This window comes from Paraburkholderia saeva, assembly GCF_907164555.1.
Lineage (GTDB): Bacteria > Pseudomonadota > Gammaproteobacteria > Burkholderiales > Burkholderiaceae > Paraburkholderia > Paraburkholderia saeva.
Map to the genome: position 1 here is coordinate 360,227 of NZ_CAJQZC010000004.1, position 19,701 is coordinate 379,927.

Genomic DNA, 19,701 nt, shown 5'->3' on the forward strand with positions numbered 1-19,701 from the left:
TTCGCTGCGATATGCGGCCTGTTAGCATGGTGATTCAGTCACGTGAATCTTCAAGGAGTACCGCGATGATCAGCGGAAAAACGACGCTTGTTGCGCATATCGGCTACCCGACGGAGGCGTTCAAGGCGCCATTGATCTATAACCCGTGGTTCGAGAAAAGCGGCATCGACGCCATCGTGATGCCGATGGGCGTGAAGCCCGAAGACTACGTTGCGTTCCTTCCGTTGCTGTTCCGCATGTCCAATATCCGGGGCGCGCTGGTGACGATGCCGCACAAGGTTACGACCATCAGCCTCGTCGACGAGGTGACGCCAACCGCCGCCATCGCAGGCGCCTGCAACGCGATACTGAAACGCGAGGACGGCACGCTGCTGGGCGACCAGTTCGATGGTGCGGGCTTCGTGCGAGGCGTCGAGCGCAAGGGGCGTGTGTTGAAAGGAGCGCGCGTGCTGGTGCTCGGTAGCGGCGGGGTAGGTTCGGCGATTGCCGCTTCGCTTGCGGGTGCGGGCGTCGCGGAGATGGCGCTTTTCGATACGGCCGAAGCCTCGGTCGAAGCGCTTGCGGACCGTCTGCGCAGGCACTATCCGCAACTCGTCGTAACCACGGGTTCCAGAGACCCCGCGGGTTTCGATCTGATCGTCAACGCCACACCGCTTGGCATGAAAGACGGCGACCCGATGCCGTTCGACATCGACCGCATTGCGCCCAGCACGTTCGTCGGCGAAGTCGTGATGAAGTCGGAATACACGCCGCTTCTGCGCGCGGCGAAGGACAAGGGGTGCCCTGTGCAGGTCGGCACCGACATGCTGTACGAAATGATTCCGGCCTATCTTGAGTTCTTTGGCTTCGGTACCACCACGCCCGAGGAGCTGCGCGCGGTTTCACAGATCAGGCAGTAAAGGACGAAGCAGGCGGGCCGGGTTTTCACGCAATGTGATGCCCGCCCGCTTCAGGTGCGTGATGGCATCGCCCATTGCGCGAGCGCGAGCGATACGATTCTCAGGTCGAGCCACAGGTTGTGGTGCTGGATGTAGAAAAGATCCAGGCTTGCCTGACGTTGCAGTTCCTCGTGTGTCTCAGGTGCACCGTTGATTCCGCTGACCTGGGCCCAGCCGGTCATGCCGGGTTTCACGCGATAGCGCAGGCGATAGCCTTCGATATATTCCTTGAACTGCTCACTGGCGGCGAGGGTCTCCGGTCGCGGGCCCACGATCGACATGTCGCCTGTCAGCACGTTGAAAAACTCCGGTAGCGTGTCAAGCGACGTACGTTTAAGCAGCGCGCCGATCCGCGTAATACGTGAATCATGCGCCTTTGCCTGTGCGAACACACCGGCAGCAGTGGAATCGCGCGCCACGTGCATCGTTCGAAACCGGTAGAGCGTGAAGACCTTTCCGTTCAGGCCGAGGCGCCGCTGGCCGGCCAGCAGCGGTCCAGGCGACGTAACCTTGATGCCCGCTGCGACAAGAGCGAACAGCGGCAGCAGCGCGACGAGCGCCAGCGCGGCAACGGTGCGGTCGAAGATTTCCTTCGACAGCATGCCCGGTTCGATGAACGACAAGCCGGCCATGCCGGGCGTGGAATCCGTATCCTCTTCTGCCGATGCATATCCCCGTTCGCTGCGCATCGCGGCGATGACCGCCTCTACATCCTTGCGAAACACAATGACGAACGAAAGCGTTGCGCACGCAAGGCAGATGAACAGGAAGAGCGCGAATATGCCAGCGGCGGCGAACATGGCCTAGCCCTGGTAGACGAAGATAAACGTATTGAACGCCGTCGCCGCCATGGCGATCGAGTAGGCGCATACGAAGAGCGTCCATTGCCAGAGCTTTGCCCGCCAGTCCTCCACGTTGGCGCGTACGCGCGGCTCGACGAGAATGCCGACAGCCCACCAGATGAGCAGTGTCACGACGGTCAGCACCACAAAGAGAAAACCGGCAAGCTCGCGAAACGTGGGGCCCGGAATCAGCCTGACGAATTCATCGACGGTCAGCGCGGCGGTAAGGTCGAACACCCACAAAACGAGCAGCCAGTCGGTGCCGCTGGAGCGCAAGGCTTCCTTGCGGCGAAGCAGCAGATTGCCGACAAAGCCGCAGATCGGCGGCACGATCACGCCTGCGCCGCTTGCCAGATATTTCGCATCCATGGGCCGACCTCCAGTCTCAGACGCGCCACGTCCACGCTTTTTCGCTGGACGATCGTAACACGCGATACGGCGGGCAAGAGAAGCACACGGACCTGGCATTCGGGAAGACGAACTCGTGCGCGTGCTGGACCCTTTCTATCGCATCGCAAATGCCGAAGGGCAGGGCAGCAGCCTGGGCCTTGCGATCGCCTCGCGTAGTGCAGGGCGGCATCGCGTTACGCTGAGCGTTTACAACAATGAGGACGCGCCGGGTCTTACGGTATCCATGACGGGCTTGCAGCCGCGCTGACCGCCATCGCGACCCATCGTTGACTACCGGGCTAAGGAGCACACTATGGTCCTTAAGATTTCCTTCATGTTTCGCCGGTAGTATTTCCCTCGCACACACCTGACCCGACAGATCCCGGAAAAAAGCGCCCGACGCGCTTGCTGCGGTCATCCTGAGATCAATAAAGCACGGACTGCACGCACCGGTTCCGCGAACGGGCGGCGCGCGCGTTGTCACGTCCGCTCGCCGGAGTTTCCATGAAGACACTGTTCGTGCAGGCGCCGTCCAGTGACGGTTTCGACGGGGGCGCAGGGTCGCGCTGTCAGGCGAGACGGGAAGTGCGCTCGTTCTGGTACCCGGCGTGGCTTGCACAGCCCGCGGCACTCATTGCCAACAGCCGCGTTCCCGGTCTGCCTGGTGAGACGCGGGGCACGATCGAAAAAGCGATCGGGTACGCGAAGGAAATCGTCCGCGAAATGCTGATGAGCTGGGAGATGATGAAGCGCCGGCTGCGCGAGGGCGTTGAATTCTTCCACTTCCTGCGCGCGCGCACAGCGTGAGCGCGCTGATCGCGCCTGACGCTACGGCGCACGCCATGCATCTGCTGCTCGTTACGCTGGCGCTCGCGTGTGGCGCATGCGCGCTCGTCGGTGTCGCCTACACGTTGCTGGCGGCGGCGCTGGCCGGCCGCTTCTTCAGGCGTCCCGCCGCGGAGCCCGCGAGCTTTCCACCGGTGACGATCGTCAAGCCGCTGCATGGCAACGAGTGGGCACTGTCCAGCAATCTCGCGAGCTTTTGCGCGCAGGACTATCCCGGCGACGTGCAGTTTCTGTTCGGCGTGCAGGATCCGGCCGATCCGGCGTTGAGCGTGCTCGACGCATTGTGCCGCGCGCATCCCGAGGCGGATATCAGCGTGATCGCGGACGTGCGTCTGCATGGCCCGAACCGCAAGATCAGCAACATCCTCAACATGCTGCCGCATGTACGGCACGACGTGCTTGTATTCGCGGACAGCGATGTCGGCGTCGAGGCGACGTATCTGCGTCAGGTGATCGGCGAATTGCAGCAGCCGGACGTGGGCCTTGTCACGTGCGTTTATCGCGGCGCGCCCGATCCGGGCTTCTGGCCGCGTCTGTCCGCGATGGCCACCAACTACCAGTTTCTGCCGGGCGTTGTCACCGGTCTCGCGCTGGGGCTCGCGCGGCCATGCTTTGGGCAGACTATTGCGATGCGCCGCGATACGCTCGAAAAAATCGGCGGCTTCGCGCCGTTCGTTCATCATCTGGCAGAAGATCACGCAATCGGCGAAGCGGTGCGCATGCTCGGCGAGCGGGTGGTGATTCCGCCGTTCGCCGTCTCGCACGCGTGCGTCGAGACCAGCGCGGCCGGCCTCGTCGCACACGAATTGCGCTGGAGTCGTACGATACGTCGTGTCGACCCGCGCGGGCATCTGGGTTCCATGCTCACGTATCCGCTTGCATTCGCGCTGCTGGGCGCGGCATTTTCGGGTGGCGCGCCGTGGGCATGGGCCTGCGTGGCGGCTTCCGTGGCGGCGCGCATGGTGCTCAAGGTCCTGCTCGATTACGCGCTCAGGCAGCGAGTGCGTGACCTGTGGCTCTTGCCGGCGTGGGACGTGGTGGCCTTTGCGATCTTCGTGGCGAGCTTCTTTTCGTCACGGGTGATCTGGCGTGGGTTCAGCTTCAATGTGGACGGCGATGGCCTGCTGTCGCCGGTTCAGGATGAGTGACGACAATCTGTCCGCCGCAAGGCGCACATCGCTGACGAAGCATCTCGGTCGGATCACGGCACTCGCCGGTCTTCTGATCTCGCTTGCGCTCGTCTGGCGCGAGCATCCAGGCACGGTTTTTGGCCTGATGCGTGAGGCGGGTGTCGGTCTCGTGCTTGCCGGGCTGGTTCATGTGCTGCCGATGCTCGCCAATGCACGCGACTGGCAGACGCTGATTCGCGGCACGCGGCGCCCACGTTTCACGCAGATGCTCCGTCTCGTCTGGATACGCGAGTCGGTGAACAGCATGTTGCCGGTGGCGCGCGTGGGCGGCGAAATCGTGTCGTTTCGCATATTGCGACGCTGGGGCGTGAAGTCGTCCGTGGCGGTGGCGAGCCTTGTCGTCGACATGCAGCTCACGGTCATCAGCCAGCTGATGTTCACGATGGTCGGCATCGGCTTTCTGTTTGCCCACGCGCAATCGGGCACGTTACGTCTTGCCAGCGATCTGGCGTGGGGCGTCGTCGTGCTCGCGCCGCTGCTGGTGCTCTTCGCGATGGTGCAGCACGCGAGTCCGTTTGAGCGCATCACGCGCATGCTCAATCGCGTGACGAGCGGCAAACTCGCCGCGATGACCGGCGAGTCCGCCCAGATCGACCGGGGGATCAAACACATCTGGCGCCAGCGGGCGACCGTGCTGCGCTATCTCTTCTTCTGGCAGACGCTGCAGTGCATCGCGACTTCGCTGGAGATCTGGATCGCGCTGTACTTCCTGCACGCGCCGGTGAGTTTCGCCGAAGCCGTCGTGATCGAATCGTTGATCCAGGCGGTGAGCAGCGCCGCGTTCTTCGTGCCGGGCGGCCTTGGCGTGCAGGAGGGCGGCTTTATCCTGATCGGCGGCGCCCTCGGCCTCGATCCGGCGACGTGCCTCGCACTCGCGGGTGCACGCCGGATTCGCGATCTGCTGGTTTTCATTCCCGGGCTCATCGCATGGCAGTTCGCCGAATCCGCACCTGAAGCTCGCGCCCGCGCGTGGTCGCGGGTATCGCGACGCAATGATCCGGACCGTCAGGTCACCGGCTCGTAGGCGGGAAACGAGATCTCGGTCGCCAGCCCGCGATTGCCAATCCCTGTGCTGAACGTTAGCCGTGCATCGAAGTGCTCGACGATCCGCGCAACAATCGAAAGGCCGAGCCCACTGCCGTTCGCCTCGTTACCTTTTGCCCTGAAAAAGCGGTTCGTCAGATTTGCGAGGTCGCCGTGCTCGACGCCGGGTCCATCGTCGCGTACGGTCAGCAGCACGCGTCGCGATTCGCGGCGCACGGCCACTTCGATGGCGCCGCCCGCACGGCCGTACTTGATCGAGTTGTCGATCAGGTTGTCGAGCAGAATGCCGATCAGCACGGGCTCGGCGGTAATCTCCGCCTTCAGGTCGCCGGTGAGTGCGACTGTCATGTGTTTTTGCAGCGCGTTCTGTTCGTTCGCAAGCACGGCATCGCGCGCGACGACGCCTGCCTGTAGCGGCGACGTGCTTACCTTTTCGTGTTCGTCGAGCCGCGCGAGCAGCAGCAACTGCTCGGCGAGCCGTGCACTGCGATCGACGCCCTGCACGACGCGCTGCATCGCGAGGCGTTGCAGCGTCGGGTCGGACTCGCCCAGCGCGACCTGCGCCTGGACCTTGATCGCGGCGAGCGGCGTCTTGAGTTCGTGCGCGGCGTCGGCGGTGAAGGCGCGCTCGCGTTCGATGGAATGTTGCAGGCGCGTGAGCACATGATTGATGGCGTCGACGAGCGGGCGCACCTCGACCGGCGCGCGGCCCATGTCGATCGGTTCGAGCTTGTGGATATCGCGCGAGCGGATCGCCTTCGACAACGTCTTGAGCGGCCCCAGGCTGAGGCCAATGCTGAACCAGACGAAGAGGGCGAGCACCGGCAGCGCGATGAGGATCGGCCGCGCGATGCGCCGCGCGACGCCGCTCACGAGGTCGCTACGCGTATTGGCGGGTTCGAAGACGCGCACGCTATGGCCGAGCGCGGTATCGCGTAGCGTGAACGTGTGCCACGACTGCCCGCCGAGCTCGATCGTGCGCGCGCCGCTGGTAGCGGGCACCGGCAGGTCGGAGGCATGCAGCGCGACGAGTTGCGGGCTTGCGGCCAGCACGCGGTTATTGGCGTCGCGCACCTGAAAGAGCGCGTCGCGCGGCAGTGTGTCGTCATCATCGTCGTCGTTGGCGCCGGGGTCGCCGCCTTTTTCTTCTTCACGCACATCGATGCGCGCGTTGGCGAGCGTGACCAGATCCGGCTGGTCGAGCAACGCGAGAATCTGCGCCAGCTCGGCAAGGCGCGCGTTTTCCCAGTCGCTGACTTCGTCGCTCGCCTGTCGGTAACTCGACACAAGCGTGACGCTCCATACAAGCGCGATACTGGCGAGCACGAGCAGCATCAGGCGACGGCGGATCGAGCCCAGCATCATGGTTTTTCCACGACGTAACCGATCCCGCGCACCGTCGTGATGAGCGCCGCGCCCAGCTTCTTGCGCAGGTTCGAGATGTGCACTTCGATCGCGTTGCTTTCGACTTCCTCCTGCCATCCATAGAGGCTCTCTTCGAGCCGCGATCGCGATTGCGGCACGCCCGGATTGGTCACCAGTTGATGCAGGATCGCCCATTCGCGTGACGTCAGCGGTATACGGTTTCCATCGAGGGCAGCGGTGCGCGCGGCCGGATCGACAGTGAGGCTGCCGTGACGGATCTGCTCGACGCTGCGACCCTGCGCGCGCCTTAGCAGCGCACGGCAGCGCGCGATGAGTTCAGTAAGATCGAAGGGCTTGCCGAGGTAGTCGTCGGCGCCGGCGTCGAGACCGTCGACGCGGTCCGCGACCGTGCCTTTCGCGGTCAGCACGAGTACGGGCACGTCCTTGCCGGCGCTTCGCAGCCGGCGCAGCAATTCCGTGCCGGAAATTCGCGGCAGGCCGAGGTCGAGGACGACGAGCGCGTAATCGGTGGTGGAGAGCGCGAGATCGGCCTTGTGACCGTCCCGCGCCCAGTCGACGGTGAAGCCCGCCTGACGAAGGCCTGCTTCGACACCGTAGCCGATCAGGTCATCGTCTTCAACAAGAAGCACGCGCATGGGAAATAGGTCCGTTTCTGGAGTCACGATGATGCGGCGCATGCCGGTCGTTCTGCGGACTGCGAATTCACGATTGCGGAAGGTGAACCGTCATGTCACGCGGTGCTACGACGACAGCGTCGCCGAAGGCATATTACGCTGCCTTCCCCGCGTTTTCCTTGCGATCGCGGCTTCAGATTTCCTTCAGGTTGGATCGGTACTATCGGCGACAGAGTATGCGCGCCGGCTTCGGGGCGCGCGCTGTTCCACTGATGTCGTTCTGGACAAACGAATTGCACCTGTCATGAAGCCCGCCGTTGTCGACATGCTGCGTGCCCATCTGCTGACCGCATCGCTTGCTGCGATGTGTCTTCAGCTCATCGCGCTTGTGTCGCTGCTCTTCGACGTCTCCGAAGCGGCGCTCGAATCCGTGCCGTTCCGGCTTCTTGCGACAGGATGTGTCGTCACGAGCGTGCTGCTGACGCGGCACGTCGCTTCGATGTCGTTCAGCCGCGCGCTGCACAGCCGTCATGCGACGTATCGCGCGGCGTCCGCACAGGGCGGCGTGGTCTCTGTGGCTTCGAACTGCCCGCTGCGCAAGCTCGTGATCCTGCATCTGCGTATGAACGGCAGGCCGTTCGAACTGCTACAGCGCGACGCGTGTTGCGCGACGGCGCACAGCAGTTCATTTCGCCATTGAAGCGAACCCCATAGCGGCCAGTCCGCCTGCGTGCCGTACTGCGCAGATATCTGTTCCATCAAACTTCTCCCGTAACCCCACCTGACGACACCTGTCCATCGCTGCATGCGTTGCGATCCGGAACACCTGTGCCCTGGTCGAATCGAACGTCGACAGCACTTCGGCATGCCCTGACTTTACGAATGGCAAGTATTCTCATGGTGGGCCCGCTGTCAGGCAAAATGGTCAGGCTGCGCGCATGATCCATACGGCCTGCAAGGCGGCCGGCCGAAGCGGGCCGTGCGGCTTGTCAGGTCAGGCGCGGCACTGCGCTTGCTGGAGAAAGCCGAACGACTGGAGACGAAACATGCATGTGCTGACTAAAGGCCGGGCGACGTACCGCGTGCGCGCAGTGTGGCTGATGCGGGTTGCGGTGGCGGCATGTCTGCTCGCGGGAATGCCTGGCCACGCGCTGCGCGCCCAGGGCACCGACGACGCGGCGACGCTTCGCAGCAAGTATCAGAGCCTGACGCAGCAACTCGATCACAATCCGTTTCACCGGCCGCTCTATATGGATTCGTCGGAATCGCCGACGAATCTCAAGGGCGACATCTACGCTGTCGTCGACTATCCGTTCGCGACCGTGAACGGCGCGCTGAACGATCCGGCGAACGGCCCGGCCAACTGGTGCGACGTGCTGATCCTGCATCTGAACATCAAGTACTGCCACGCGGCGACAGCCAATGGCACGGCGATACTCAGCGTCAATCTCGGCAAGAAGGTGGAAGAGAAGCTGTCGTCGACATATCGCCTGCAGTTTCACTACCGCTCGGCGGTGGCGAGCGCCGACTATTTCCGTGTCGAGCTGAATGCCGATACGGGGCCGCTCAGCACGAAGGATTACCGGATCGTGCTGGAGGCGATACCGGCCAGCGGGAGCCGTACATTCCTGCATCTGACCTATGCCTATGGTTATGGCGTCGCGGGACGCATGGCGATGAAGACGTATCTGTCGACTATCGGCAGCGACAAGGTCGGCTTCACCACGGTGAACAATGCGTCGTCGGGGCAACCGGAATATATCGGCGGCGTGCGTGGCCTGCTGGAGCGCAACACGATGCGCTATTACCTCGCTATCGATGCGTATCTCGGCGCATTGCAGGCGCCGGCCGGGGCGCGTCTGCAGCAGCGTCTGACAACATGGTTCGATGCGACCGAACAATATCCACGACAGCTTCACGAAGTGGACCGCGAAGATTATCTTCAGATGAAGAACAACGAATACCGTCGCCAGCAAACGGCGCAGTAGCGGGCGGCGAGTCCACGATTGCGGTATGGTTCACGCGCAGTGCGTGCTGATTGAGTGGTTCCGGCCGCACGGGCCGTGTCGGGCGCGGGGATTTCGCGTTATTTTTGGCTGCGGCGGACTCGCGTTACCGGCTTGCTACACTGAACGGGTTTCCCTGACTGCCCATTCCCGCGCAACCACGATGCTGCTGCCGTCGCCCGTCCAGACCAGGACTTGCGTATGGACAATGCGCCCGGAACCGGTCGCCGGGCGTTGCCGGGATCGAGCCGGAGGTTCCCCATGTCCAGCACATTGCGTTTGCGTCTGTCGAGGGTCGTCGCGACGGGTGCGTTGTGCGCCGCGGCGATGGCGGCGTCCGGCGCGCGCCCGCAGCGGCCGCCCGAGACGATTCCCTCCCAGCTTCTGAGCGAAGACGAACGCACCGACTATTGTGCGCAGATGCAGCAGGCGACGACGCCCGGCGCACGCCAGGCCGTCCTCGCGCACCTGCGCGATACGCTGACTCCACGCGCCAGCGCCCAGGCGGTTACGTTGCCTTCGTGGCTCGTGGACGGGCGTGAGCCCGGCCCGGCGGGACGCTCGAAAGACAGCATTCCGGGCCTCGGATGTACACCAGGCGCTACGCCGCGTCCCGCGCCGGCAACGAGCCAGGCGGCGCCGGCCGTGCCGCCAGGTGAGGTTGCCGTCGAAAGCACAGCGCCCGCGTCGGCGCGTAATGAACCGCCGCCGCGAACGCAGCGCGAGACATCAGTGACCACAATGGCCAATGCACCTTCCGTGACGACGGGAGCCCCGGTGACGAACGCGGTCCCGGACGCGACGCGCGGCGGACTGCCCGCTGGACGCGACCATGGGGTCGACTTCGTCACGGGCGGCGTCGGACAGGACGAAGCCGCCGCGTTGCGTCAGCTCGCATCGGGTTACAACATGCGCGCGATGTTCACGCTTGGCAACGGCGAGTATCTGTCGGGCGTCGCGGTGCAGGTTTCGCGTGCCGATGGTACGGTCGTGCTCTCGACGCGCACGGAAGGTCCGTATCTGTATGCACGGTTGCCATCGGGACAATATCGTGTGCTCGCCACGCTCGACGGCGTGACACGCGCCCGCGCGCTCTATGTGCCTTCGCGCGGCAGTGTGCGTTTCACGTTGACGTGGCCCAACTCGTCTGCACGGTAGACGCTCGAAAGAGCCGCCGCGGCAAGATGCAAATCGCAGGACGGTCGTGTCCAGGCATGACCCGCAACATCGACAAGCCCGTTAACCACAAAACGAAAACCGGACGCATGGTGTCCTTATGAAAACGCCGTCGCGCATTGGCGTGATTTCCGACACGCACAATCTGGTGCGTCCCGAAGCGCTCGCGCATCTCGCGGGCTGCGAGGCGATCATCCACGCGGGCGATATCTGCGGGCAGCCCGTGCTCGACGCGCTCGCGCAGATCGCGCCGGTCAGCGCGGTGCGCGGCAACAACGATTTCGGCGACTGGGCTGCTTCGCTGCGCACGCACGCGATCGTGACCGTGCAGCAAACGAAGATTCTCGTCGTGCACGATATCGCGGATGTGAGAGGCGATCCGCGCGAAGAGGGAATCGGCGTTGTCATCACCGGGCATTCGCACAAGCCGCTGATCGATACACGCGATGGCGTGCTGTACCTCAATCCAGGCAGCGCGGGTCCACGCAGGTTTAAATTGCCGGTCACGGCGGCGATCCTGCTGGTCGATGGCAGGCAGGCCGAGGCGTCGCTGCGTCAATTGATCGAATGAAAAAAAGCCAGCGCGAGGCTGGCTCTTTCCTTTGAGGCGATAGAGACGGGCGGACGTTCATACCGCCGGAACGCTACCCGCTAAAGCGTGCGAGCTTCACGCGCGCGCCGTTGCGGCCGCTGCGTAGGCTTCGTCCATCTCGGCGGCTTCGCGTTCTCCGCGCAACACGGCGTGCGCCTCGGCGCGTGTCGCCACGCACGGACCTGAGCCGGGCAGGGGCTTGCGGGCCGTCTCGCTCAGCGCGAGCACCGACACGATCCCGATCAGCGAGGCGCCCATCAGGTAGTACGCCGGCATCATCAGGTTACCGGTCGAGTTCACGAGCCAGGCCGTGACGAGCGGCGTTGTGCCACCGAAGAGTGATACCGAAATGTTGAAGCCAATCGCGAGCGCGCCATAGCGGATCTTCGTCGGGAAGAGCGCCGGCAGCGCCGACGGCATCACGCCCGTGAAGCACGACAGCAGCGTGCCCAGAATCAGCAGGCCGAAGAACACCGGCACGATCGCGCCGGTGCGGATCAGCAGCAGCGAAGGGATCGACAGCAGCAACAGGCCGACGCAGCCCGCGAGCATGACCGGCTTGCGGCCAATACGGTCCGACAGACGCCCCGCATAGAGCGTCATCGGCATCATGAGCACCATCACGACCAGCACGAGAAAGAGACCGTGCGTTTCGTTGAAGTTGAGCGTTGCGGACAGATAGCTCGGCAGATACGACAGCGCCATGTAATCGGTCACGTTGAAAATCAGCACGAGGCCGACGCACAGCAGAAGCGGCTTCCAGTGCTGCGCGAGCAGATCCCGCAGCGAGTGCTTCGGCGCGGCCTTGTCTTCGGCTTCGCGCTGTTCGGCCTGCTTCTTGAACGCGGGCGTTTCTTCGAGCTTCATCCGGATGTACAGACCCACGAGACCGAGCGGACCCGCGATCAGGAACGGCACACGCCAGCCCCACGAAAGGAGTGCTTCGTGCGAGAGCGTCGCAGTCAGTACTGCCACTGTGCCCGCGCCGAGCACATAGCCGATCAGCGTGCCGAATTCGAGAAAGCTGCCCATGAAGCCGCGCTTGCGGTCGGTGGAAAATTCGGCGATGAAGGTCGCCGCGCCACCGTATTCGCCGCCGGTCGAGAAACCCTGCACGAGACGCGCGACGAGCAGCAGCACCGGCGCGAAAATGCCGATCGACGCATAGCTCGGAATCAGGCCGATGGCAAACGTGCCGAGCGCCATCATGATCATCGTCATTGCGAGCACACGCTGGCGGCCGATGCGGTCGCCGAGCGGCCCGAACACCATGCCACCGATCGGACGAACGAGAAACGCGGCCGCGAACGTGCCGAACGTGGCGATCAACTGCGCGGACGGGCTGCTCGAGGGGAAGAACACCTTGCCGAGCGTCACGGCGATATAGCTGTACACGCCAAAGTCGAACCATTCCATCGCATTGCCGAGCGCCATGGCGCCGACGGCGCGCTTGAGGAGGGATTTATCAACGATGGTGATGTCGTCGAGCGTGAGGCTCTTTTCTTTTTTGTGATGTCGCCAGAAACCGTTGCTGGAAGCGGTCAAGGTAAGTTCTCCAATGACTGCGGCTGAAACGCGTGAGCGCTCCGCCACGGGTGCCGGGAAAGTGCAGTTTCGCGAAGACGTTTGCTGGCCGTGGCACGCATTGCCACACGCGGACGAACAAAAAGAAACGCCCGTGCCTCGCGAGGGTGGTCGCGAAAATGCACTCGTTCGAGTTGCTGCTGACTGGTGCACCTGCGTGGCCGTGGAAGGGGGGCAGATGCATGAGGACGCTGAGGAGGACAGGTTGCCCGCCCGCGCCACTGAAAGGCTTGAAACGAAAAAGGCCGGTGATTTTTCGCCACTCCGCAGGGGAGCAGCGCGATGCGACCGACAAGCCTTCTTGTATAAAACTATTCAACCCGGACTGGCAGGCCTCTGTTCGAGACAGATTAACCGGCTGCGAATTGAACGTGAATGAAGGTGGATTGCTGTTGAAACGAGACACATAGTAGCACGATAACAGCGGATCGTGCAAACGGCATGGCCTTCCGCGCTTCGTCGAACCTTGCTCAATCCCAGGCCTGGTGGGCGATTGCGCGGATTGCGCCGGAATGAAAAAGGGGCTTAAAAACGGTGGGGCGAATGGCGCGAGAAGGTGAAATTTTGCCCACGTCGAGGGTGAAAACCCAGGGCAAAGCGTGGCTCGTGAGCAAAAAAAATCCGCGCAGCGCGCGGATTTTTCTCGAATTCCCGAAGTCGGAAATCAGCCTTGCGACGGCGGCACGTAACCCGACGCCTGATCGGCGCCTTCGCCAAAGAAGAACTTCTCCGTCTGCTTCATCAGATACTGACGGGCACGTGGATCGGCCATGTTCAGGCGGTTTTCGTTGATCAGCATCGTCTGCTGCTTGAGCCACGCCTGCCACGCTTCCTTCGAAATACCTTCGTAGATGCGCTTGCCGAGTTCGCCCGGCAGCGGCGGAAAATCGAGGCCTTCGGCTTCCTTGCCGAGCTTCGCGCATTGAACCATACGAGCCATGCTGTGCTTCTCCTGTAATCAGTGTGGGGCGGCAGTCGCCTTATATGGGGCCGTTCAGAGCTGTTTCATCAGCACGAGCGACTTGCGCTGCCAGTTATAGAGCCGGCGACGGTCTTCGGGCAGGTCATCGACAGTGACCTTCACGAAGCCGCGCTTCAGGAACCAGTGTTCGGTGCGGGTCGTCAGCACGAAAATGCGGGTGAGGCCGCGCGCGCGGGCGCGCTGTTCGATGCGCTTCAGCAGACGTTCGCCGTCGCCCGAGCCTTGTGCTTCAGGCGACACCGTCAGGCACGCCATTTCGCCGATGCGCTCCTGCGGGTACGGATACAGCGCCGCGCAGCCGAAGAGCACGCCATCGTGCTCGATCACCGAGAAATGGTCGATGTCGCGTTCGATCTGGTGGCGGCCGCGCCGTACCAGTGTGCCGTCGGACTCAAGCGGTTCGATCAGCGTGAGGATGCCGCCGACGTCGTCCGGCGTCGCTTCGCGCAGGCTTTCGAGGTTCTCGTACGAGATCATCGTGCCGACGCCATCGTGCAGGAACAGTTCGAGCAGCAGGCTGCCGTCAAGCGCGTAGGGCACGATGTGCGCCCGCGCGACGCCGCCGCGGCACGCGCGGATCGAGTGTTTCAGATAGAACGCCTCGTCGCCCTGCAGCTCGCCACTTTCGTGCAGCTTGTAGGCGTCATCGAGCGAGAGTTCGCGGATGAGTTCGCCCGCTTCGTCCATCAGGCCGGCCGTTTCGGTCAGGAACACGATCTTGTCGGCGCGCAGCGCGATGGCCGCTGCCGATGCCACGTCTTCCATGTTCAGGTTGAACGCCTCGCCCGTAGGCGAGAAGCCGAGCGGCGAGAGCAGCACGAGCTTGCGGCTCGCGAGCGAATGACGGATCGAATCCGCATCGATCTTGCGGACCACGCCCGTGTGCGCGAAATCGACGCCGTCCAGAATCCCGACCGGCCGTGCCGTCACGAAGTTGCCCGACACGACGCTGATGTGCGCGTGCGCCATCGGCGTGTTCGGCAAGCCCTGGCTGATCGCCGCCTCGATATCGAGACGCACTTCGCCGGCGGCTTCTTTCGCGGATTCGAGCGCGCGGGCGTCGGTGATACGCATGCCATGCGAAAACTCCGACTCCACGCCGTGCAGGCTCATCTGCTCCTCGACCTGCGGTCGCGAGCCATGGACCAGCACGATCTGGATGCCCATCGCCTGCAACAGGGCGATATCGGACACGAGCGCGTTCAGGAGCCCCTGATGCACCACTTCGCCGCCGAACCCGACGACGAACGTCTTGTTTCGGAACGCGTGAATGTACGGCGCGACCGAGCGCATCCAGTCGACGAATTGCGCGTGGTGGGCGAAGTCTTCCGCGGTGCCGGACGAGGCCGGAACGCTCGCGGGCGTGGGGACGAGGTCGGTTTGGGAATTCATGCCCGGGATTATAATGCGCCCCCATGTCGAACGTACCCAAAAGTCCCAACGCGGCGAACCCGAATCACACGCCCGATGGCGGGCCAGGCCAGCCCGCGCATGCGCGCGAGGATCGCGCGGGCGCGGGGCACGCGTCGCGCGATCGTGCGAGCGATGCGCAGAAGGCTTCATCCGCCGAGGCCGCAGGTGGCGTGCGAGGCGATCGCGCCGGCAGCCAGAAGCCGGTTGCGCAAAAGGAACAGCCCCGCGGGACGGACGCGCTGGCGTTGCTGCGTCAGGAGCTGTTGCGACAAAAGCCGCCGCCCGGGGCGCCGCAAAAGAAGCAGCCGAAGGTGCCCGTCACAGTGCCGTCACACTCGGCAGAAGCCGGGCAGCGGGACGCATCGCGACCTTCGGGAGAGCCTTTGTCGGGCGAAGCGGGTGATGCGCGCGCGCAACGGTCGCAGGGATCGGGTGCGCCGCGGACTGCGCAGGCATCGCCGGATGCAGAGCGCAACCCGAGGCCACAACGCGGTGAGGGAAAGCCGCGCGAAGCTACACGGCCGGACAGTGCGACGCAGCCGCGCAAGGCAGGGCAGGCACGCGGCGCGGGTCAATCGCGTAACGAGGGACAGCCGCGAAACACAGCGCCGCGGCACAACGAAGGCCAGCGGCGCGATGGCGACGCGCCGCGAAACGTACAGCTGCCGCACGACGAAACCGCCGCTCCGCGCGAAAAGAAACCGCCGCGTGCCGCGCGCGTCGTCACGCCGAATCCGGTTCCGCCGGTTACGTTCCCTGAAGCGCTGCCCGTGTCGGGCCGGCGCGAAGAGATTGCCCGCGCGATTTCGGAGAATCAGGTCGTGATCGTCAGCGGCGAAACCGGCTCCGGCAAAACCACGCAGCTGCCGAAAATCTGTCTGTCGCTGGGACGCGGGCTCGGTGCGGGCGGCGCGGGTCTGATCGGCCACACGCAGCCGCGCCGGATCGCGGCGTCCGCGACGGGCCGGCGCATTGCCGAAGAACTCGGCACGCCGTTCGGCGAAGTGGTCGGCTACAAGGTGCGCTTCACGGACAACCTGGCGCCGGGCGCTTCGGTGAAATTGATGACGGACGGCATTCTGCTTGCCGAAACGCAGACCGATCCGCTCCTCAAGGCCTACGACACGATCATCATCGACGAGGCGCACGAGCGCAGTCTGAACATCGACTTCCTGCTTGGCTACCTGCGCGAAATCCTGCCGAAGCGTCCCGATCTGAAGGTGATCGTGACCTCGGCGACGATCGACGCCGACCGTTTCGCGCGCCATTTCGGCAGCGACGAAAAGCCAGCGCCGGTGATCGAAGTCAGCGGGCGTCTCTATCCGGTCGAAGTGCGTTACCGGCCGGTCGTCGAGGACAGCCCGGCCGTGAAATCGGCGGAAGGCACGTCGTCCGGGCGCGAGCGCACGGATCGTCCGGAGCGCCAGAAATTGCAGCGTGACACCGATCGCGATCTGATGGAAGCGATCGTCGATGCGGTCGACGAACTCTGCCGCGAAGGCCCCGGCGATGTGCTGGTGTTTTTGCCTGGCGAGCGCGAAATTCGCGATGCCGCCGAGGCGCTGCGCAAGCACCATCCGCCGCATACCGAGATCCTGCCGCTCTTCGCGCGGCTTTCGGCGGCCGAGCAGGAGCGCGTGTTCAAGGCGTCGAACGCGCGCCGGATTGTGCTGGCGACGAACGTCGCCGAAACGTCGCTGACCGTGCCAGGCATCCGCTACGTGGTCGATTCGGGGCTCGCGCGCGTGAAGCGTTATTCGTATCGCAACAAGGTCGAGCAGTTGCAGATCGAGTCGATTTCGCAGGCGGCGGCGAACCAGCGTGCCGGGCGTTGCGGCCGCGTTGCCGATGGCGTCTGCATCCGGCTTTACGAAGAAAGCGATTACCAGGGCCGCGTGCGGTTCACCGATCCGGAAATCCTGCGCTCGTCGCTCGCGTCCGTGATCTTGCGGATGAAGTCGCTGCATCTGACTGAGATCGAAACGTTTCCGTTTATCGAGCCGCCACCGGGCCGCGCGATAGCCGACGGTTACCAGTTGCTGAACGAACTCGGCGCGGTCGACGACGATAACGCGCTGACGCCGCTTGGCCGCGAACTCGCGCGCCTGCCGCTCGATCCGCGTGTCGGCCGGATGATTCTCGCCGCGCGCGACCAGCAGGCGTTGCGCGAAGTGCTGATCATCGCGAGCGCGCTGTCCGTGCAGGACCCGCGCGACCGGCCGGTCGAAGCGCAGGAACAGGCCGATCAGGCGCATCGCCGCTTTGCCGACGATCGCTCCGAATTCCTGCAGTGGCTGAAGATCTGGACGTGGTTCGAGGAAGCCGTCGCGCACAAGAAGTCGAACAAGCAGCTGGTCGATGCGTGCCGCGCGAATTTCCTGTCGCATCTGCGGCTGCGTGAATGGCGCGACGTGCATTCGCAGTTGCTGACGGTGGTGCGCGAACACGGCTGGCGTCTGAACGAAAGCGAGGCGACGTTCGAGCAGATCCATCTGGCGTTGCTCACGGGTCTCCTCGGCAACATTGGCCTCAAGGCGGACGACGAGCCGTACTACCTCGGCGCGCGCAGCATCAAGTTCTACCTGTGGCCGGGCTCGGCGCTCGTGAAGAAGGCGGGCCGCTGGGTGATCGCAGCGGAACTGGTCGAGACGAGCCGCTTGTACGCGCGCTGCATCGCGAAAGTCGAGCCGGAGTGGATCGAACAGATCGGCGCGCATCTGCTGAAAAAGTCGCTGTCGGAGCCGCATTGGGAAAAGCGCGCGGCACAGGTGTCGGCGTTCGAGCGCGCCGTGCTGTACGGTTTGCCGGTGTATCACCGGCGGCGCGTGAGTTTCGGCAAGCAGGACCCGGCACGTGCGCGTGAGCTGTTCATCCGCGGCGCGCTGGTCGAAGGCGAGTTCGACACGAAGCTCGCGTTTTTCGCGCATAACCGCAAGCTGCTCGCCGACATCGAGCAGCTGGAACACAAGTCGCGTCGCCAGGACGTGCTGGTCGACGACGAACTGATCTTCGGCTTTTACGATGCGGCGCTCCCAGAGGGCATTTATACGGGCGCGTCGTTCGAGCGCTGGTACAAGGACGAAGTCAAAAAGAGCGGGCAGACCGAGGACAAACTGCGTCTTCTGTACCTGTCGCGGGACGATCTGATGCGGCACGAAGCCGCCGGCGTCACGACCGACCTGTTTCCGAAGCGCATGACGATGTCGGGCGTCGAGATGGCGCTCACGTATCACTTCGAGCCGGGTTCGCCACGCGACGGCGTGACGGCGGCCGTTCCGCTCTATGCGTTGAACCAGGTCGACGCGCGCCGGTGCGAATGGCTCGTGCCCGGCATGCTGAAGGAGAAGATTCAACTGCTTCTGAAGTCGCTACCGCAAAAATTGCGCCGCCACTGCGTGCCGCTGCCGGAATACGCGGCGGGATTTGTCCAGCGCACGGGTGGTCCGCGTTTCGGTGCGGGCGGTCTGCTCGAAGCGCTGATCGCCGATGTGCGCGAGCAGACCCAGGTCGCGATGAAGCAGTCCGACTTCAAGCTTGAGACGCTGCCTGCGCATCTGTTCATGAACTTCAAGGTCTTCGACGAGCACGGCCGGCAACTCGCGATGGGTCGCAACCTCGCGCAACTGCGTGCCGAACTCGGTGGCCAGGCGCAGCAGCATTTCCAGAAGATCGCTGCAGGCGCTGCGTTCGGCGGCGCGGCGGGCCTTATCGGCCAGACTTCCGGCGATGCGGCGTCGCGCGATGCCGCGTCGGTCTCGTCGCCGGTGAAGGGCGACGTGCGCGGGCAGGGCGGCGGCGCGCCGCAGACGGCGGCAGCGGGCAGCAACACAGCCACCGCGCTGTACGAAAACCTCACGACATGGAATTTCGGCAAGCTGCCCGAGCTGCTCGAAATCCGCCGTGGCGGACAGACCCTGTTCGGCTACCCGGCACTCGTGGATCGCACGACGCATTGCGACGTCGAAGTGTTCGATTCCCCGGAAGAAGCGGCGCGGATTCATCGCGCGGGTCTGCGGCGTCTTTTTGCACTGCAACTGCGCGAGCCCATCAAGTATCTCGAGAAGAACCTGCCAGGCATGCGCGAAATGTCGATGCAGTTCATGCCGCGCGGAACACAGGAAGAGTTACGCGATCAACTCGTCGACACGGCGCTTGATCGCGCCTGCCTCCAGGAGCCGCTCCCCGACGACGACGTCACATTCCACACGCGACGCGACGAGGGCCGTGGCCGTCTGACGCTGCTCGCCCAGGAAATCGCCCGGCTTGCCGGACAGATCCTGGCCGAATATGCCGCGGTGACCAAAAAGCTCGCGCAGGCGAAATCGTTTACGTCGGCGCATGCGGACATGCAGAACCAGCTGGATGGGCTGGTCGGCAAACGCTTTGTCGTCGATACGCCGTATGTGCAACTGGCGCATTTCCCGCGGTACCTGAAGGGGATCGCGTTGCGTATCGACAAACTGAAAGCCGATCCGGCTCGTGACGCGCGTCAGTTCGCCGAATTCCAGCCTCTCCTGCAGCACTACCAGCGTGCCATTTCGCAGCGCGGCGGCGTGATGGATTCGCGCCTGACCGAGTTCCGCTGGTTACTGGAGGAACTGCGCATTTCGCTTTTCGCACAGGAGCTGCGTACGCCGATGCCCGTATCCGTGAAGCGGCTGCACAAGGTGTGGGAGTCGATGCAGCGATAAGCGAAGG

16 protein-coding genes and 1 pseudogene are annotated in these 19,701 nt (G+C 63.9%); 10 read left to right on the forward strand and 7 right to left on the reverse strand.

What is annotated here, in order from left to right:
• The first annotated feature begins 65 nt into the window (after positions 1–65).
• The gene (locus LPA36_RS13130; RefSeq protein WP_228877100.1) at positions 66–899 is read left to right on the forward strand and encodes a shikimate dehydrogenase family protein; all 834 of its coding nucleotides are present in this window, start codon (positions 66–68) and stop codon (positions 897–899) included.
• Between the two features lie 50 nt (positions 900–949).
• On the opposite strand, the gene LPA36_RS13135 is transcribed toward LPA36_RS13130, so the two are convergent.
• Positions 950–1,738 carry a sugar transferase gene (locus tag LPA36_RS13135; protein WP_228877102.1) on the reverse strand — a complete coding sequence of 263 codons (789 nt, stop codon included), beginning with the start codon at positions 1,736–1,738 and terminating at the stop codon, positions 950–952.
• A 3-nt stretch (positions 1,739–1,741) separates the two neighbouring features.
• Positions 1,742–2,149 carry a hypothetical protein gene (locus LPA36_RS13140; protein ID WP_228877103.1) on the reverse strand — a complete coding sequence of 136 codons (408 nt, stop codon included), beginning with the start codon at positions 2,147–2,149 and terminating at the stop codon, positions 1,742–1,744.
• A 97-nt stretch (positions 2,150–2,246) separates the two neighbouring features.
• Between LPA36_RS13140 and LPA36_RS29520 the strand changes: the two genes are divergently transcribed.
• The 4 genes and pseudogenes from LPA36_RS29520 (at position 2,247) to LPA36_RS13155 (ending at position 5,230) form a co-directional block, all read left to right on the forward strand.
• Entirely contained in the window at positions 2,247–2,438 is a 192-nt protein-coding gene (locus LPA36_RS29520) for an ATP-binding protein (protein WP_324250940.1), read from the forward strand.
• Between the two features lie 236 nt (positions 2,439–2,674).
• Positions 2,675–2,839, forward strand: a pseudogene (locus LPA36_RS13145) (hopanoid biosynthesis associated radical SAM protein HpnJ); the annotation flags it as partial.
• Between the two features lie 173 nt (positions 2,840–3,012).
• Positions 3,013–4,164, forward strand: coding sequence for a bacteriohopanetetrol glucosamine biosynthesis glycosyltransferase HpnI (gene hpnI, locus LPA36_RS13150; RefSeq protein ID WP_228877521.1), 1,152 nt, complete (start codon positions 3,013–3,015; stop codon positions 4,162–4,164).
• A gap of 31 nt (positions 4,165–4,195) precedes the next feature.
• The gene (locus LPA36_RS13155; protein WP_407674280.1) at positions 4,196–5,230 is read left to right on the forward strand and encodes a lysylphosphatidylglycerol synthase domain-containing protein; all 1,035 of its coding nucleotides are present in this window, start codon (positions 4,196–4,198) and stop codon (positions 5,228–5,230) included.
• On the opposite strand, the gene LPA36_RS13160 is transcribed toward LPA36_RS13155, so the two are convergent.
• Both LPA36_RS13160 and LPA36_RS13165 read right to left on the reverse strand, forming a co-directional pair.
• Complete coding sequence (locus LPA36_RS13160) at positions 5,212–6,615, reverse strand: ATP-binding protein (protein WP_228877107.1); 1,404 nt, start codon at positions 6,613–6,615, stop codon at positions 5,212–5,214. The genes LPA36_RS13155 and LPA36_RS13160 overlap by 19 nt on opposite strands.
• Positions 6,612–7,271, reverse strand: coding sequence for a response regulator (locus tag LPA36_RS13165; RefSeq protein ID WP_228877109.1), 660 nt, complete (start codon positions 7,269–7,271; stop codon positions 6,612–6,614). The genes LPA36_RS13160 and LPA36_RS13165 overlap by 4 nt, the downstream gene beginning before the upstream one ends.
• A gap of 283 nt (positions 7,272–7,554) precedes the next feature.
• Between LPA36_RS13165 and LPA36_RS13170 the strand changes: the two genes are divergently transcribed.
• The 4 genes from LPA36_RS13170 to LPA36_RS13185 all read left to right on the forward strand — a co-directional run bounded on the left by LPA36_RS13170 (position 7,555) and on the right by LPA36_RS13185 (position 11,003).
• Positions 7,555–7,950, forward strand: coding sequence for a hypothetical protein (locus tag LPA36_RS13170; RefSeq protein WP_228877111.1), 396 nt, complete (start codon positions 7,555–7,557; stop codon positions 7,948–7,950).
• 400 nt (positions 7,951–8,350) lie between these two features.
• Positions 8,351–9,238, forward strand: coding sequence for a hypothetical protein (locus tag LPA36_RS13175; protein WP_407674281.1), 888 nt, complete (start codon positions 8,351–8,353; stop codon positions 9,236–9,238).
• Positions 9,239–9,517: 279 nt separating this feature from the next.
• Positions 9,518–10,414 carry a hypothetical protein gene (locus tag LPA36_RS13180; RefSeq protein WP_228877113.1) on the forward strand — a complete coding sequence of 299 codons (897 nt, stop codon included), beginning with the start codon at positions 9,518–9,520 and terminating at the stop codon, positions 10,412–10,414.
• Positions 10,415–10,532: 118 nt separating this feature from the next.
• Complete coding sequence (locus LPA36_RS13185) at positions 10,533–11,003, forward strand: metallophosphoesterase family protein (RefSeq protein WP_228877114.1); 471 nt, start codon at positions 10,533–10,535, stop codon at positions 11,001–11,003.
• 96 nt (positions 11,004–11,099) lie between these two features.
• Here LPA36_RS13185 and proP read toward each other — a convergent pair whose 3' ends face one another.
• The 3 genes from proP to argA all read right to left on the reverse strand — a co-directional run bounded on the left by proP (position 11,100) and on the right by argA (position 14,982).
• Positions 11,100–12,569, reverse strand: a complete 1,470-nt coding sequence (proP, locus tag LPA36_RS13190; RefSeq protein ID WP_228877115.1) for a glycine betaine/L-proline transporter ProP — start codon at positions 12,567–12,569, stop codon at positions 11,100–11,102.
• Positions 12,570–13,272: 703 nt separating this feature from the next.
• On the reverse strand, positions 13,273–13,548 hold the full coding sequence (locus tag LPA36_RS13195) for an oxidative damage protection protein (protein WP_228877117.1): 276 nt from the start codon (positions 13,546–13,548) through the stop codon (positions 13,273–13,275).
• 54 nt (positions 13,549–13,602) lie between these two features.
• Positions 13,603–14,982: an amino-acid N-acetyltransferase gene (gene argA, locus LPA36_RS13200; protein ID WP_228877119.1), complete on the reverse strand. Its 1,380-nt coding sequence runs from the start codon at positions 14,980–14,982 to the stop codon at positions 13,603–13,605.
• Between the two features lie 23 nt (positions 14,983–15,005).
• Between argA and hrpA the strand changes: the two genes are divergently transcribed.
• On the forward strand, positions 15,006–19,694 hold the full coding sequence (gene hrpA / locus LPA36_RS13205; RefSeq protein WP_228877122.1) for an ATP-dependent RNA helicase HrpA: 4,689 nt from the start codon (positions 15,006–15,008) through the stop codon (positions 19,692–19,694).
• Positions 19,695–19,701: the final 7 nt, after the last annotated feature.

Excerpts from the sequence above, each read along its gene's own strand:
- LPA36_RS13130 (WP_228877100.1), top strand. The coding sequence starts at position 66 with ATGATCAGCGGAAAAACGACGCTTGTTGCGCATATCGGCTACCCGACG.
- LPA36_RS13135 (WP_228877102.1), bottom strand. The coding sequence starts at position 1,738 with ATGTTCGCCGCCGCTGGCATATTCGCGCTCTTCCTGTTCATCTGCCTT.
- LPA36_RS13140 (WP_228877103.1), bottom strand. The coding sequence starts at position 2,149 with ATGGATGCGAAATATCTGGCAAGCGGCGCAGGCGTGATCGTGCCGCCG.
- hpnI (WP_228877521.1), top strand. The coding sequence starts at position 3,013 with ATGCATCTGCTGCTCGTTACGCTGGCGCTCGCGTGTGGCGCATGCGCG.
- LPA36_RS13160 (WP_228877107.1), bottom strand. The coding sequence starts at position 6,615 with ATGATGCTGGGCTCGATCCGCCGTCGCCTGATGCTGCTCGTGCTCGCC.
- LPA36_RS13165 (WP_228877109.1), bottom strand. The coding sequence starts at position 7,271 with ATGCGCGTGCTTCTTGTTGAAGACGATGACCTGATCGGCTACGGTGTC.
- LPA36_RS13170 (WP_228877111.1), top strand. The coding sequence starts at position 7,555 with ATGAAGCCCGCCGTTGTCGACATGCTGCGTGCCCATCTGCTGACCGCA.
- LPA36_RS13175 (WP_407674281.1), top strand. The coding sequence starts at position 8,351 with ATGCGGGTTGCGGTGGCGGCATGTCTGCTCGCGGGAATGCCTGGCCAC.
- LPA36_RS13180 (WP_228877113.1), top strand. The coding sequence starts at position 9,518 with ATGTCCAGCACATTGCGTTTGCGTCTGTCGAGGGTCGTCGCGACGGGT.
- LPA36_RS13185 (WP_228877114.1), top strand. The coding sequence starts at position 10,533 with ATGAAAACGCCGTCGCGCATTGGCGTGATTTCCGACACGCACAATCTG.
- LPA36_RS13195 (WP_228877117.1), bottom strand. The coding sequence starts at position 13,548 with ATGGCTCGTATGGTTCAATGCGCGAAGCTCGGCAAGGAAGCCGAAGGC.
- argA (WP_228877119.1), bottom strand. The coding sequence starts at position 14,982 with ATGAATTCCCAAACCGACCTCGTCCCCACGCCCGCGAGCGTTCCGGCC.
- hrpA (WP_228877122.1), top strand. The coding sequence starts at position 15,006 with ATGTCGAACGTACCCAAAAGTCCCAACGCGGCGAACCCGAATCACACG.